The sequence below is a fragment of the Achromobacter sp. CF-sbj1-Ac2-l genome, from assembly GCF_052698165.1.
In genome coordinates this window covers 2,775,822-2,789,897 of sequence record NZ_CP199855.1, presented here as the reverse complement: position 1 = coordinate 2,789,897, position 14,076 = coordinate 2,775,822, and the positions used below count along the sequence as shown (strand labels likewise).

Here is a 14,076-nt window from a genome sequence, read left to right as displayed (position 1 = left end):
CGGATCCGTGACATCCCGCTTGGGGCGCGGTTCTGGGGCGATCCGCGCTCAGGCCACGTGTTGCAGGAAGTCCTTCAGGCGCTGGCTGGGCGGATTGTCCAGCAGCTCGGCCGGCGGACCGTCATGGGCGATCTTGCCGGCGTCGATGAAGATCAGGCGACTGCCGACCTTGCGCGCGAACTCCATTTCGTGCGTGACCACCACCATGGTCATGCCCTCCTCGGCCAGGTCGCGCATCACCTTCAGCACTTCGTGGCGCAGTTCCGGGTCGAGCGCCGAGGTCGGCTCGTCGAACAGCATCAGCTTGGGCTTGATGGCCAGCGCGCGGGCGATCGCCACGCGCTGCTGCTGGCCGCCGGACAGCTCGGACGGATAGTGGTTCATGCGCTCGCCCAGCCCGACCTTGCGCAGCAGTTGCTCGGCCAGTTCGCGCGCCTCGTCGCGGCCCTGGCCGCGCGTGTGGATCGGCCCGAACATGACGTTCTGCAGCGCGGTCATCTGCGGGAACAGATTGAACTGCTGGAACACCATGCCGGCCTCGCGCCGGATCTCGCGCACCTGGGCGGCCCCGCCATGCACGCTCAGGCCGTCGACCAGCAGGTCGCCGCCGTTGATCGTTTCGAGCACGTTGATGCAGCGCAGGAAAGTGGACTTGCCGGAGCCGGACGGCCCCACCACCACGACCACCTCGCCCGCGTCGATATTGAGCGAGATGCCGTTCAGGACCGTGGACTCGCCGAACGTCTTGGTGACGTCATGAAATTCAACCATGCTCATAGTATGCGCATCCTCTTTTCCACCAGGTGCAGGATCAGCGCCATCGTGCCCGTCAGGATCAGGTAGACGATGGCGATGGCCGACCAGATCTCGACCGCGCGGAAGTTGCTGGCCATGATCTCCTGGCCCTGGCGGGTCAGTTCCGCGACGCCGATCACGATGAACAGCGACGAATCCTTCAGGCTGATGATGCACTGGTTGCCCAGCGGCGGAATCATGCGGCGGAACGCCACCGGCCCGATGATGTGGAACAGGATCTTGTGAAACGGCAGGCCCATCGCCTGCCCGGCTTCCTTCAGGCCCTTGTGCACCGACAGCAGCGAGCCGCGCACGATCTCGGAGATATAGGCGCCCGAGTTGATGATGAGCGTGACGATGGCCGCCCACTCGGCGTCCACCCGGATGTTCGCCAGCAGCGGCAAGGCGAAATAAATGAACATCACCTGCACCACGATCGGCGTGCCGCGGATCACCGCGACGTACACCTGGGCGATGCCCGACAGGATCGGATGCCCGTAGGCCCGGGTCACGCCGGAGAGCGCCCCCAGCAGGAACCCGCCGAACAGGCCCCAGAAGGTGATCTTGATGGTCATCTGCGTGCCAACCCACAGGTTGGGCAGCGCATCCATCACTACATTCCAGTCAAAATCCACGAATTACCCCTCAATGGCGCGCCTCGCGCGCCGCATCATGGCGGAACGCCCGGCGACGCACGCGACTCGGGGCCGCCCCGTCCCGGGCCCGGCGCCGCCGGAGCGAAGCGCCGGGGCCCCAGACTGCCGGGCGGCCCCGAAATGCAACATCAATCCGGCGGAAAAGCTCAGGGCTTCTTGCCGAACCACTTCTCGTAGATGGCGTCGTACTGGCCGTTGGACTTGAGCGTGGCCAGGGCCTTGTTGACCTGCGGCACCAGTTCGCTGCCCTTGGGGAAGGCGATGCCGTAGAAGTCGCCGCTCTTGACCGAGCCGACCACCTTGACGCGGCCCTTGCCGGCCGTGTTGGCGTAGTACTGGACGTTGGGCGTGTCGTGCACGGCGGCATCGACCCGGCCGGTGGCCAGTTCCAGGTAGGCGTTGTCGATGTTGGGGAACAGCTTGAGCTTGGCGTCCGGCACCTGGGCCTTCAGGAAGTCCACCGTGGCCGTGCCGGTCTTGACCGCGACGGTCTTGCCGGCCAGCGACTTGGCGTCCTTGATGTCGGTGTTCTTTTCGCCGACCAGGATGGCCAGGCCGCTTTCATAGTAGGGATCGGAGAAGTCGATCACCTTCTTGCGGTCGTCACGGATGGTGATGCCGGCCAGCGCGACGTCGATGTTCTTGGTCTGCAGACCGGGGATGATGCCGTTGAAGTCCATCGGCTGCAGCTTGTACTTGACGTTCAGCTCCTTGGCGATGGCGGCCCACAGGTCGACGTCGAAGCCGGTGTAGGTGTTGCCCTGCTTGAACTCGAACGGCACGAACGCGGTATCGGTGGCCACCACCAATTCCTTGCCTTGGGCGTAGGCGCCGGAGGCGGCGCCGAACATGGCCATGGACAGGCCGACCAAGGCGGCGGCGACTTTACGTTTAATCATGAAACTCTCCTCTTGGGGCTGATAGCGCCCGGGGTTGCAGTTGGAACATGATGCGCGGGCCACGCCGGGATCGCCGGAGCAACTTACGGCGCATGTTAACGCATCCGTCCCCACCGCAGAGAGCTTAGAAAAATTACAATCCGCATGACACCCCGGAGAATCCCCATGCCCTACAAGTATGTACGCATCGCCGGCAACCGGCGCCAGGTCGGCGTGGCCCTCGGCAAACTGGCCCGCCCGCTGATGGCGACCTACCTGGACCAGAGCGCCACCTGGAAGGCGCTGCGCCCCTGGCGCGGCCATCCGTACCTGGACGAACTGGGCGAACAGGCCCGGCGCGCCCTGCCCGCCGTGTGGGACGAATTGGAGGGGCTGGCCGAGGGGCTGGGGATGCCGCTGGCGGACGTATTGCTGTGGAACTGCCGGGGCGACCTGCTGCACAGCAGCGGCAGCGGCGACGGCTGCACCTCGGTGGCGCTGAAGGCGGCCGATGGCACCCGCTGGATCGGCCACAACGAGGACGGCGATCCGTTCCTGTACGGCCGCTGCCATCTGGTCGACGTGGCGCTGGACGACGCGCCGGGCTACCTGAGCTTCTATTACCCGGGATCCCTGCCCGGCCATACCTTCGGGGCCAATCGCGCCGGCCTGGTGCAGACCATCAACAACCTGCGCACGCGCCTGCGCCAGCGCGGCCTGCCGCGCATGCTGCTGGCGCGCGCCGTGCTCGACTGCGCCACGCTGGACGAGGCCGTGGCGCTGCTGCGCGACGCGCCGCGCGCGGGGGGCTTCCACCATACGCTGGGGTCGGCGGCCGACGCCCGCATCTTCAGCGTCGAGGCGACGCCGGGCGCCGCGTCAGCGCAGGAGATCGGCACCCGGTATGGCCACGCCAACCACATGGTGCATCAGGCCAGCCGGGGGCAATCGCAGATCATCACCGACTCGTCGCGCGAGCGCCAGCGCCGCATCGAGGGCATCGTCGACACCTGGTCCCCCGCCACCATTGGCGCCGACCTGCTGACGGCGCTGCATGACACCGAGGGCGAGCTGCCGATCCTGCGCACCGATCCCAAGGATCCGGACGGCGAAAACACGCTCGCCACCGCGATCTTCGAAATCGGCGATGGCGAGGTGACGCTGCGGGTCTATGACCGCAAGGCCAAGGCGGACATTGTGCTGGATGTGATGAACGATCCGGACGATCCGGCGCCCGAACCCGCCTGAACGGGCTCGGGTGCCGATGACGGGCAGCGCTTAGACCGCCCCGTAGCCCCCGCCTCCCGGCGTTTCCACCACGAACACGTCGCCCGGATGCAGTTGGGCGCTATCCTGCGGGCCAAGCTCCTCGACCGTGCCGTCCAGCCTTTCGACATAGTTGCGGCCCATCGCGCCCGGCTCGCCACCGGCCAGGCCGAACGGCGCATAGCGGCGGTTGTTGGACAGGATCGCGGCGGTCATGTCTTCCAGGAAGCGGATGCGGCGCACGCCGCCGTTGCCGCCCGGATAGCGCCCCGCCCCGCCCGAACCGTGGCGGATCTCGTACGACTCCAGCCGCACCGGGAAGCGGAACTCCAGCACTTCGGGGTCGGTGAGGCGCGAGTTGGTCATGTGCGCCTGCACCACCGAAGTGCCCGGGAAGCCTTCGTCGTGGGGACCGGCGGCATCGATGCGCACGGGACCGGCGCCGGTGCCACCCGAGATGGTCTCGTAGTACTGGTGACGCGCGTTGCCGAAGGTGAAGTTGTTCATGGTGCCCTGGCTGGCGGCCAGCACGCCGAGCGCGCCGTACAGCGCGTTGACGATGCACATGGACGTTTCGACGTTGCCCGCCACCACCGAGGCCGGCGGGTTCGGGCGCAGCATCGAGCCTTCCGGCAGGATGATCGACAGCGGCACCAGGCAGCCGTCGTTCAGCGGGATGTCGTCGTTGACCAGGGTGCGGAACACGTACAGCACCGCGGCCACGGCGATGGCGCCCGGGGCGTTGAAGTTGTTGTCCAGTTGGTCCGAGGTGCCGGTGAAGTCGACCACGGCGCTGCGCGCCTGGTTGTCCACCCGCACCGCGACGCGGATGACCGCGCCGTTGTCCAGCGGATACTCGTAGCTGCCGTCCTTGAGCACCGAGATCACGCGGCGCACCGCCTCTTCGGCGTTGTCCTGCACGTGGCCCATGTAGGCCCGCACGACATCCAGGCCGAAGTGATCGCACATGCGCAGCAGTTCCTGCACGCCCTTTTCGTTGGCGGCGATCTGCGCGTGCATGTCGGCGATGTTCTGGTCCGGATTGCGCGCCGGCCAGCGGCCCGAGCCGAGGATGTCGCGCGCGGCCTGTTCACGGAACTCGCCGCCCTTGACCAACTGGAAGTTGGTGAACAGCACGCCTTCGTCTTCGACCGTCTTCGAATCCGGCGGCATCGAGCCCGGGGTGGTGCCGCCGATGTCGGCGTGGTGGCCGCGCGAGCCGACGTAGAACAGGATCTCGCTGCCCTTGCGGTCGAACACCGGCGTGATCACCGTGACGTCCGGCAGGTGGGTGCCGCCGTGGTACGGGTCGTTGACCACGTAGGCGTCGCCCGGCTGCATGCGGCCGGCGTTGGCGTTCATCACGGTGCGCACCGATTCGCCCATGGAGCCCAGGTGCACCGGCATGTGCGGCGCGTTGGCGATCAGGCGGGCCTGGGCGTCGAAGATGGCGCAGGAGAAGTCCAGGCGTTCCTTGATGTTGACCGAGTATGCCGTGTTCTGCAGGCGGTAGCCCATCTGCTCGGCGATCGACATGAACAGATTGTTGAACACCTCCAGCATCACCGGGTCGGCCTGGGTGCCGACAGCGCGGCGCTGCGGGCGGGCCTCGACGCGGCGGATCACGAAGTGGTCCTGTTGCGTCAGCTCGGCCTGCCAGCCGGGCTCGACCACGGTGGTCTGGTTCGGCTCGGAGATGATGGCGGGGCCCGCCACCACGTCGCCGCCGGCCATGTCTTCACGCACGTACAACGGCGTGTCGCGCCAGGCGCCGCCGCTGTACATGCGCACGGTGCGGCGCGGCGCCAGCGCGCCGTCGCGGCTGCGCGAAGCGGGCGTCTCGGTGACGCGCTCGCCGCCGCCGGTGGCTTCCACCGAGATGGTCTCCACCACCAGTTCGCGGTTGGGCATGAGGAAGGAATAGCGCTGGCGATAGGCCGCCTCGAAGTCCTTGCGGGCCTGGTCCAGGTCCGAATACGGCACTTCGAGCGCGGTGTCGGTGCCGCGGTACTTCAGGTGCAGGCGGCGCTGCACCTGGATGTCGCTGTCGGCCACATGCTGGCGGCGCAGTTCGCCCACGGCCTGCTCGGCCAGCGCGTCCAGTTCGCCTTGCAGCTCGGCCATCAGCGCGGCGTCGAGCGTTTTTTCGACGGTCTTCTGGCGCATGTCGGTCTGGTCGGCCAGGCCCATGCCGTAGGCCGACAGCACGCCGCCCAACGGGTGCGCGAACACGGTGGTCATGCCGAGCGCGTCGGCCACCAGGCAGGCGTGCTGGCCGCCGGCGCCGCCGAACACGGTCAGCGCATATTCGGTGACGTCGTGGCCGCGCTGCACCGAGATGCGCTTGATGGCTTCGGCCATGTTGCCGACGGCGATTTCCAGGAAGCCTTCGGCCAGTTGTTCCGGCGTCATGTCGCGGCCGGTAGCGGCGCGGACCTCGTCGGCCATGGCCTGGAAGCGCTGCACGACGGCGTCGCGGTCCAGTGGCTCGTTGGCGTCGGGGCCGAAGACCTTGGGGAAGAAATCGGGCTGGATCTTGCCGAGCAGCACGTTGCAGTCGGTCACGGCCAGCGGGCCGCCGCGGCGGTAACAGGCGGGGCCGGGGTTGGCGCCCGCCGAATCCGGGCCGACGCGCAGGCGCGCGCCGTCGAAATGCAGGATCGAGCCGCCGCCGGCCGCGACCGTGTGGATGCTCATCATCGGTGCGCGCATGCGCACGCCGGCCACCAGGGTCTCGAATTCGCGTTCGAATTCGCCGGCGTAGTGCGACACGTCGGTGGAGGTGCCGCCCATGTCGAAGCCGATGATCTTGTCAAAACCCGCTTGTTCGCTGGTGCGCACCATGCCGACGATGCCGCCGGCCGGGCCGGACAGGATGGCGTCCTTGCCGCGGAAGCGGTGCGCGTCGGTCAGGCCGCCGCTCGATTGCATGAACATCAGGCGGATGCCAGGCAGCTCGCTGGCCACCTGGTCGACGTAGCGCTTGAGGATGGGCGACAGGTAGGCATCGACCACCGTGGTATCGCCGCGCGAGACGTACTTGATCAGCGGGCTGACCTCGTGCGAAGCCGATACCTGGGTGAAACCGATCTCGCGCGCGATGCGGGCGGCGCGCTGCTCGTGGCCGGTGGCGTGCCAGGCGTGCATGAAGACGATGGCGACGGTGCGGATGCCGCTGTCGTACGCCGCCTGCATGTCGCGGCGCAGCGCCGCTTCGTCCAGGTCGCGGATCACTTCGCCATCGGCGGCGACGCGCTCGTCGGCCTCGACCACGGCCTCGTAGAGCATTTCCGGCAGCAGCACGTTGCGGTCGAACAGGCGCGGGCGATTCTGGTAGGCGATGCGCAGGCCGTCGCGGAACCCGCGGGTGGTGACCAGCAGCGTGCGTTCGCCCTTGCGTTCGAGCAGCGCGTTGGTGGCGACCGTGGTGCCCATCTTGACGCATTCGACCTGCTCGGCCGGCACCGGCTGGCCGGGCGCGATGCCCAGCAGCTTGCGGATGCCCGCCACCGCCGCGTCGCGGTACTGCTCGGGGTTCTCCGACAGCATCTTCGCGGTGGTGGTGGTGCCGTCGGGGCGGCGCGCCACGATGTCGGTGAAGGTGCCCCCACGATCAATCCAGAATTGCCACTTCATATTCATCCTCGGGTACAAGAAGCCGCCACGGCGCTGCCGGCCGCGGCGTGCGGGTGGTGGTACGGGAAGGATCCCGCGTATCGGTTACAGGGAGGTCGCGGCGCGCGCGGCCTGGTCGTACAGGCCGGACAAGGCGCGCAGCGTGTGCGCCAACTGGCGGCTGAATTCCAGGCCGCCCCCGCCCGGCGCGTCGAGGCCGGCGGTGAGGCATTGCTCGCGGATTTCGCCGTAGCGCTTGATGATCGCCGCGCCCTCGGGCGTGACGCTGTAGAACACTTCCTTGCTGGCGCGCTCGCCCTTGACCACGCCCAGGCGGTCGAGCTTTTTCAGCGCGTAATTGACGATGTGCGTGTCTTCGACATTGAGCGTGAAGCAAATGTCGGCCAGCTTCTTGGGACGCTGGCGGTGGAACACGTGGTGGAACACCATGACATCGGTGGGCGTCAGGTCAGGCAGGCCCGCCGCCGCCATGCAGCGCACGGTCCAGCGGTCAAAGGCGTGGCTGGCGATCATCAGGCCGAATTCGACTTCGGACAGATCGGGCGCGCTGCCCCCGGCCAGGTGGGCCGACGAGGCGATCAACGTGGAGGTCATAACGGCCGCGCAACGAGTTTATCTGCGCGAAATACTAATAATTTATCTATATTTCATCAATAAAAAATAAATCAGGGACATAAAAAAACCCTCGTTTCGAGGGAATACCCCTAGCTCCTGGCCCCCGCTGACAGAACCGTCCGGCCGCGCCAGGGCGTTCGCGGCAGACGCCCGCCGCGGCGCCTGCCCTGAACAAAAGACTACGGCGCGTCCCAGCCCGCCGGCAGATTCGCGCGGATCAGCGACCCCGCGATGGAGATGCGCGCCGCGATCTCGGGCATCGGATCGCCCGGGCCAAACCAGCGCGCATCGGCGATCTCGTCCTCCTGCACGCGGATGTCGCCGGATACGTACTCGGCCGTATAGGCCACCATCAGCGAATGCGGGAACGGCCACGACTGGCTGCCGAAGTACTTGAGGTTGCCGACCTTCAGGCCGACCTCTTCCAGCACCTCGCGGTGCACCGTCTGTTCGATGCTCTCGCCCGGCTCGACGAAGCCGGCCAGCGCCGTGTAACGCCCGGCGGCATTGGCGGTGTGGCGCGCCAGCAGGATGCTGTCGCCCTTGCGGATCAGCACCATCATGGCCGGCGAGATGCGCGGATAGGCCGAGAAGCCGCAGGCCGGGCAGCGCTGGCAGAACTCGCCGCTGACACGCGTGGTAGGCGTGCCGCAGGCGCCGCAGAAACGATGGGTGCGGGCCCATTCCGCGATCTGGTAGGCGCGCCCGGCAAGCGCCATGCGTTCCTCGTCCAGCACCCCGAACAGCGACCGCAGCTTCTTGAACGCGTAGCCGTGCGGCGCTTCGATGCCCGGCTCGACATGCGCGGCGCGGGCCGGCGATTCCGGCGCGGCCCAGACCGGCTGCAAGGCATCGGCCCCAAGCCCGGCGCGCACACAGGCGTCCAGATCCGGCAACACGCTGGTGGCTTCCTCGACCAGCAACTCGTCACGACGAAAAACGAAATTCACACGATCCTCTGCGGCACGACTGCGATGACGAGATCTTAGAAGAAAAAAGCCCCGCCGCAAGACTTCGTCCGGCCCGTGGGCACACTAGTTCAATCTTCAAGCAATCCGCGCGCGCCAGCCTAGGAATTACCCGTAAACGCGCATTTACAGGCACTTTGTGACCAATTGGCAACATAGAATGGCACGGCTTTTCAGCCTGGCGTCATGCCACGCCGCGCGCTCTTTTCGCAATGCCTAACCGGGCCAAGACGTCCCGCACTCCTCATTCGCAAAGAAGGACCATCATGTTCAAGAAGCTCTCGCTGTTGACCGGCAGCCTCATCGTGGCGTTCAGCGCCGGCGCCCAGGCCCAGACCAAGTGGGACCTGCCCAGCGCCTATCCCGCCAGCAACTTCCACGTCGAAAACCTGACGACCTTCATCAAGGACGTGGACACGCTGTCCGAAGGCAAGCTCAAGATCACGCTGCACAACAACGCCTCGCTGTACAAGGCGCCCGAGATCAAGCGCGCGGTGCAAGGCAACCAGGCCCAGATCGGCGAGATCCTGCTGACCAACTTCGCCAACGAAGATCCGATCTACGAACTGGACGGCCTGCCCTTCCTGGCCACCGGCTACGACGCCTCGTTCAAGCTGTACCAGGCGCAGAAGCCGTTCCTGGAAAAGAAGCTGAACTCGCAAGGCATGACGCTGCTGTACGCGGTGGCCTGGCCGCCCCAGGGCATCTTCGCCAACAAGAACATCAAGCAGATCAGCGACATGAAGGGCCTGAAGTGGCGCGCCTACAGCCCGGTGACGGCCAAGATCGCCGAGCTGGTCGGCGCCCAGCCGGTGACGGTGCAGCAGGCCGAACTGTCGCAGGCCCTGGCCACCGGCGTGATCGACTCGTACATGTCGTCGGCCTCCACCGGCTACGACACCAAGACCTACGAGTACATCAAGAAGTTCTACGACACCCAGGCCTGGCTGCCCAAGAACGCCGTGATCGTCAACAAGAAGGCGTTCGACGCGCTCGATCCGGCGACGCAGGAAGCCTTGAAAAAGGCCGGCGCGCAGGCCGAGGAACGCGGCTGGAAGCTGTCGCAGGAAAAGAACAAGTGGTACCAGGAAGAACTGGCCAAGAACGGCATGGAAACCATCAAGCCGACCGTCGAGCTCAAGGAAGGCCTGTCGGTGATCGGCAAGCGCATGCTGGATGACTGGCTCAAGAAGGCCGGCGCCGACGGCCAGGCCATGATCGACGCCTACCGGAAGCAGTGATACGACCATGCGCCGCTTTCTGGATGGACTTTACGGCGCGGCCGGCCTGCTGGCCGGCCTGTGCACGATCGGCGTGCTGGTGGCGGTGCTGGCCGCCATCATCGCCCGACAACTCGGCCTGAACATTCCCGGCACCGACGCCTACGCCGGGTATTTCATGGCCGCCGCGGGTTTCCTGGCGCTGGCCAGCACCTTCAAGCATGGCGAGCACATTCGCGTGACGCTGCTCCTGAACGCGCTGTCGCCGGCCGCCAGCCGCCGCCTGGATATCTTCGCGCTGGGCATCGGCTGCCTGATGGCTGCCTCTTTCGCCTTCTTCAGCGTCAAGCTGGCCTACGATTCCTGGCAGTTCAACGACATGTCCACGTCCAACGACGCCACGCCGCTGTGGATTCCGCAGCTGAGCATGGCCGTGGGCACGGTCCTGTTCCTGGTCGCCCTGCTCGATGAGCTGGTTCGCCGTTCACGCGGCCTGGCCGCCGCCACCTCGCAGCAAACCCATGAATGAACTTCTCGTCATTACCCTGCTGGTCGTCTCGATCTTCGCGTTCCTGGGATGCGGCGTCTGGGTCGGCCTGACACTGGCGGGCACCGCCTGGATCGGCATGGAGATCTTCTCCAGCCGTCCCGCCGGCGATGCCATGGCCGTCACCATCTGGGGCGCCTCGTCGAGTTGGACGCTGACCGCCCTGCCCCTGTTCCTGTGGATGGGTGAAATCCTGTTCCGCACGCGCCTGTCGGAAGACCTGTTCAAGGGCCTGGCCCCCTGGCTCAACCGGCTGCCCGGGCGCCTGCTGCACACCAACGTGATCGGCTGCGCCATCTTCGCGGCGGTGTCGGGCTCGTCGGCCGCCACCTGCGCCACAGTCGGCAAGATGACCATCCCCGAGCTGACGCGCCGCGGCTACCCCGAATCGAAGATCCTGGGCACGCTGTCGGGCGCCGGCACGCTGGGGCTGCTGATCCCGCCGTCGATCATCATGATCGTCTACGGGGTGGCGGCGGACGTGTCGATCGCCAAGCTGTTCATCGCCGGCATCGTGCCGGGCATCCTGCTGGCGCTGCTGTTCATGGGCTACATCGCCTGGTGGGCGATCCGCAACCCGGACGAAGTGCCGGCCGCCGATCCCGGCCTGACGTTCATGCAAAAGCTGTCGCGTTCGCGCCACCTGATTCCGGTGATGCTGCTGATCGGCGCGGTGCTGGGCTCGATCTACACCGGCCTGGCCACGGCCACGGAAGCGGCGGCGGTGGGCGTGGTCGGGGCGTTGATCCTGTCGGGACTGCAAGGCTCGCTGAACCGTTCCACCTTCATGCAGTCGCTGCTGGGCGCCACCCGGCTGTACTGCATGATCGCGCTGATCCTGGCCGGCGCGCAGTTCCTGACGCTGGCAATGGGCTACATCGGCCTGCCGCGGGCGCTGGCCGAATGGATCGGCGGGCTGGGCCTGTCGCAGTTCGGGCTGATCATGGCGCTGATGGTGTTCTTCATCGTGCTGGGCTGCTTCCTGGACGGCATTTCCATCGTGGTGCTGACCATGGGCGTACTGCTGCCGACCGTGCAGGCGGCCGGCATCGACCTGATCTGGTTCGGCATCTTCATCGTTTTCGTTGTGGAAATGGCACAGATCACGCCGCCGGTGGGCTTCAACCTGTTCGTGCTGTCGGGCATGAGCGGGCGCGAACTGCCCTACATCGCGCGCGCCTCGCTGCCGATGTTCTTCCTGATGATCCTGGCGGTGCTGCTACTGTACATGGTGCCCGGCATCGCCACGTGGCTGCCGCTGCATATGACGCTATGAGCCCGTAGCGCCCCCCAGAAACCCCGTTCTCGCAACGGGGTTTTTTTGGAACAATCGCCTGATTGTTTCAACCATCGCCTTTTTTGTAATTCTGTAAACCCAGGGAAAACGCGAAAAAGATAAACGCACTACACAAGCCGTAACTTTTTTAGAATCCCCGTGGCGTTCCAGTGCGCACCAAGATGGCGCACAAACGCAACCAGGGCCAACGCTCCGGACCCGCGCCAACCCCTGGCGTCGGTGCAGCGGCCCCGCTCCGGGCGAACCGCCAGGCGCATCCCGTCGAGTCAAAAGCCCGACGTACGCAAAGAACAGAAACATTAGGAGAAGCCTTCGTGAAACGCATCACCCTCTCGCTCGCCGCAGCCGGTCTCGGCCTGGCCGCCGGCGCCGCTTCCGCGGAAACCAGCGTCACCCTGTACGGTATCGCCGACGTCAGCATCCGCTACGTCAACACCAGCGACGGCGCCACCGGCCAGGACGGCAGCCGCATCTCCATGGCCAACGGCGCCATCTCCAACAGCCGTTGGGGCCTGCGCGGCTCGGAAGACCTGGGCGACGGCAACCGCGCCTTCTTCCGCCTGGAGCAAGGCTTCAACGTGCAGAACGGCAAGGCCTCCGACACCAGCAAGACCTTCAACCGCCTGGCCTACGTCGGCCTGGATGGCGGCAAGATCGGCGCGCTGACCCTGGGCCTGCAGAACACGGTGATCCAGGACCTGATGGCCGACTACTTCGACCCGCTGACGGTCGGTAACTACAACGAAAACTCGTGGCTGCCCGCCGCCATGGGCCGCGTGCGCAACAACAACTCGTTCCGCTACTCGAACACCCTGGGCGACCTGAACGTGATCGCGCAGTGGGCCAACGGCGACAAGTGGTCTGACCGCAAGGCCGGTCAGCAGATGGGTGTGAGCCTGCGCTACACCGTCGGTCAACTGGGTCTGGGCGCCGCGTACCAGAACACCTACGAAGGCAACGATTCCGACCTGCGCCAGCGCGTCTGGAACTTCAGCGCCTCGTACCAGTTCGAAAGCGCCAAGATCTTCGCGGGCTACTTCAACGGCCGCGACCAGACCGGCTGGGTCAACGCCGTCATGGGCGGCACCACCACCGCCCAGCTCGACCGCAAGGACAACGGCTACTTCGCCGGCGTGACCTGGCAGGCCACCCCGCGCTGGGCCATCACCGGCGCCGCCTACTACGACCAGAGCAAGAACGTGGTCGAGGACGGCGACAAGGGCAAGCGCTACGCCCTGGTGGCCGTGGCCGAGTACTCGCTGTCCAAGCGCACCCAGGTGTACGGCACCGTGGACTACAACAAGGTCCGCGACGCCGCCACCGGCGAAATCGCCGGCCGCACCAGCCAGGTCGGCGCCGGCGTGGGCATCCGCCACATCTTCTGAGTCCTTCGAGACTGTCGGCCCGCCCCCGGCCGCCTATCAAGAAAAAGCCCGTCGCCTCGCGCGACGGGCTTTTTTTCGCCTGGCGGAAAGCGGCCGACGGGCTACATCCCGAGATACGCCTTGCGCACCTCGTCCGACGCCGCCAGCTCGGCGGCATCACCCGACAGCGCAATGCGCGCGCTCTGCATCACATAGGCGCGCGACGCCACTTCCAGCGCCTGCGTCATGTTCTGCTCGACCAGCAGCACCGACAGGCCATCGTCGCGGTTCAGCGCGGCCAGGGCGTCGAACACCTGTTCGACCAGCAGCGGCGACAGGCCCAGGCTGGGCTCGTCGATCAGCAGCAGCCGCGGCCCGCTCATCAGGGCGCGGCCGATCGCCAGCATCTGCCGCTCGCCGCCGGACATGGTGCCCGCGAGCTGTTCACGGCGCTCCTTGAGCCGCGGGAACAGCGTGTAGACCTTGTCCAGCCGCTCCTGGTAGATGCGCTCGTCGCGCACGGTGTACGCCCCCAGCCGCAGGTTCTGCTCGACCGGCTGGCGCGCGAACACCCGCGCGCCTTCCGGAATCATGGCGATACCCTGCTTGACCAACTGGTCCGGCGGCGTTCCCGTGATGTCGCGCCCTTCGAAGACGACCCGGCCTTCCCTGGGCTTGACCGAGCCGATGATGGCCAGCAGCGTGCTGGACTTGCCGGCGCCGTTGGCGCCAAGCAGCGCGGCGATTTCGCCTTGCCGCACTTCCAGCGACACGTCGCGCACGGCCTGCACGCCGCCGTAGGCCACGCTCAGGTTGTCGACCTTCAACATCGCA

At 66.5% G+C, this 14,076-nt stretch carries 12 protein-coding genes; 5 read left to right on the top strand and 7 right to left on the bottom strand.

Going from position 1 to position 14,076, the window contains the following annotated elements:
• Nucleotides 1-48: 48 nt before the first annotated feature.
• From glnQ to glnH, 3 genes are all read right to left on the bottom strand, one after another.
• Complete coding sequence (glnQ, locus tag ACUDCK_RS12815) at nucleotides 49-777, bottom strand: glutamine ABC transporter ATP-binding protein GlnQ (RefSeq protein WP_049073501.1); 729 nt, start codon at nucleotides 775-777, stop codon at nucleotides 49-51.
• Nucleotides 774-1,430 carry a glutamine ABC transporter permease GlnP gene (gene glnP, locus ACUDCK_RS12810; RefSeq protein WP_035360348.1) on the bottom strand — a complete coding sequence of 219 codons (657 nt, stop codon included), beginning with the start codon at nucleotides 1,428-1,430 and terminating at the stop codon, nucleotides 774-776. The genes glnQ and glnP overlap by 4 nt, the downstream gene beginning before the upstream one ends.
• A gap of 167 nt (nucleotides 1,431-1,597) precedes the next feature.
• Nucleotides 1,598-2,350, bottom strand: coding sequence for a glutamine ABC transporter substrate-binding protein GlnH (gene glnH / locus ACUDCK_RS12805; RefSeq protein ID WP_006388205.1), 753 nt, complete (start codon nucleotides 2,348-2,350; stop codon nucleotides 1,598-1,600).
• Nucleotides 2,351-2,515: 165 nt separating this feature from the next.
• Here glnH and ACUDCK_RS12800 point away from each other — a divergent pair, with 165 nt between their 5' ends.
• Nucleotides 2,516-3,577, top strand: a complete 1,062-nt coding sequence (locus ACUDCK_RS12800) for a C45 family autoproteolytic acyltransferase/hydolase (RefSeq protein ID WP_175167361.1) — start codon at nucleotides 2,516-2,518, stop codon at nucleotides 3,575-3,577.
• Nucleotides 3,578-3,607: 30 nt separating this feature from the next.
• Here ACUDCK_RS12800 and ACUDCK_RS12795 read toward each other — a convergent pair whose 3' ends face one another.
• The 3 genes from ACUDCK_RS12795 to nudC all read right to left on the bottom strand — a co-directional run bounded on the left by ACUDCK_RS12795 (nucleotide 3,608) and on the right by nudC (nucleotide 8,796).
• Nucleotides 3,608-7,231 carry a hydantoinase B/oxoprolinase family protein gene (locus ACUDCK_RS12795; RefSeq protein ID WP_175167362.1) on the bottom strand — a complete coding sequence of 1,208 codons (3,624 nt, stop codon included), beginning with the start codon at nucleotides 7,229-7,231 and terminating at the stop codon, nucleotides 3,608-3,610.
• Between the two features lie 84 nt (nucleotides 7,232-7,315).
• Nucleotides 7,316-7,825 carry a winged helix DNA-binding protein gene (locus ACUDCK_RS12790; RefSeq protein WP_006388202.1) on the bottom strand — a complete coding sequence of 170 codons (510 nt, stop codon included), beginning with the start codon at nucleotides 7,823-7,825 and terminating at the stop codon, nucleotides 7,316-7,318.
• A gap of 200 nt (nucleotides 7,826-8,025) precedes the next feature.
• Entirely contained in the window at nucleotides 8,026-8,796 is a 771-nt protein-coding gene (gene nudC, locus ACUDCK_RS12785) for an NAD(+) diphosphatase (RefSeq protein WP_054502648.1), read from the bottom strand.
• A 284-nt stretch (nucleotides 8,797-9,080) separates the two neighbouring features.
• Here nudC and ACUDCK_RS12780 point away from each other — a divergent pair, with 284 nt between their 5' ends.
• From ACUDCK_RS12780 to ACUDCK_RS12765, 4 genes are all read left to right on the top strand, one after another.
• Entirely contained in the window at nucleotides 9,081-10,055 is a 975-nt protein-coding gene (locus ACUDCK_RS12780) for a TRAP transporter substrate-binding protein (RefSeq protein ID WP_116791231.1), read from the top strand.
• A 7-nt stretch (nucleotides 10,056-10,062) separates the two neighbouring features.
• On the top strand, nucleotides 10,063-10,563 hold the full coding sequence (locus ACUDCK_RS12775) for a TRAP transporter small permease (protein WP_049073496.1): 501 nt from the start codon (nucleotides 10,063-10,065) through the stop codon (nucleotides 10,561-10,563).
• Entirely contained in the window at nucleotides 10,556-11,857 is a 1,302-nt protein-coding gene (locus ACUDCK_RS12770; RefSeq protein ID WP_175167363.1) for a TRAP transporter large permease, read from the top strand. The genes ACUDCK_RS12775 and ACUDCK_RS12770 overlap by 8 nt, the downstream gene beginning before the upstream one ends.
• A 335-nt stretch (nucleotides 11,858-12,192) precedes the next feature.
• Nucleotides 12,193-13,263 carry a porin gene (locus ACUDCK_RS12765; RefSeq protein WP_054502652.1) on the top strand — a complete coding sequence of 357 codons (1,071 nt, stop codon included), beginning with the start codon at nucleotides 12,193-12,195 and terminating at the stop codon, nucleotides 13,261-13,263.
• 101 nt (nucleotides 13,264-13,364) lie between these two features.
• Here the strand turns inward: ACUDCK_RS12765 and ACUDCK_RS12760 are convergent, their stop codons facing one another.
• On the bottom strand, nucleotides 13,365-14,072 hold the full coding sequence (locus ACUDCK_RS12760; protein ID WP_054502653.1) for an ABC transporter ATP-binding protein: 708 nt from the start codon (nucleotides 14,070-14,072) through the stop codon (nucleotides 13,365-13,367).
• Between the last annotated feature and the right edge of the window lie 4 nt (nucleotides 14,073-14,076).

What these genes read in the sequence shown, in the direction of transcription:
- ACUDCK_RS12795 (WP_175167362.1), bottom strand. Translation starts at nt 7,231, where the DNA reads ATGAAGTGGCAATTCTGGATTGATCGTGGGGGCACCTTCACCGACATC.
- ACUDCK_RS12790 (WP_006388202.1), bottom strand. Translation starts at nt 7,825, where the DNA reads ATGACCTCCACGTTGATCGCCTCGTCGGCCCACCTGGCCGGGGGCAGC.
- ACUDCK_RS12760 (WP_054502653.1), bottom strand. Translation starts at nt 14,072, where the DNA reads ATGTTGAAGGTCGACAACCTGAGCGTGGCCTACGGCGGCGTGCAGGCC.
- ACUDCK_RS12775 (WP_049073496.1), top strand. Translation starts at nt 10,063, where the DNA reads ATGCGCCGCTTTCTGGATGGACTTTACGGCGCGGCCGGCCTGCTGGCC.
- ACUDCK_RS12800 (WP_175167361.1), top strand. Translation starts at nt 2,516, where the DNA reads ATGCCCTACAAGTATGTACGCATCGCCGGCAACCGGCGCCAGGTCGGC.
- glnH (WP_006388205.1), bottom strand. Translation starts at nt 2,350, where the DNA reads ATGATTAAACGTAAAGTCGCCGCCGCCTTGGTCGGCCTGTCCATGGCC.
- ACUDCK_RS12780 (WP_116791231.1), top strand. Translation starts at nt 9,081, where the DNA reads ATGTTCAAGAAGCTCTCGCTGTTGACCGGCAGCCTCATCGTGGCGTTC.
- glnQ (WP_049073501.1), bottom strand. Translation starts at nt 777, where the DNA reads ATGAGCATGGTTGAATTTCATGACGTCACCAAGACGTTCGGCGAGTCC.
- ACUDCK_RS12770 (WP_175167363.1), top strand. Translation starts at nt 10,556, where the DNA reads ATGAATGAACTTCTCGTCATTACCCTGCTGGTCGTCTCGATCTTCGCG.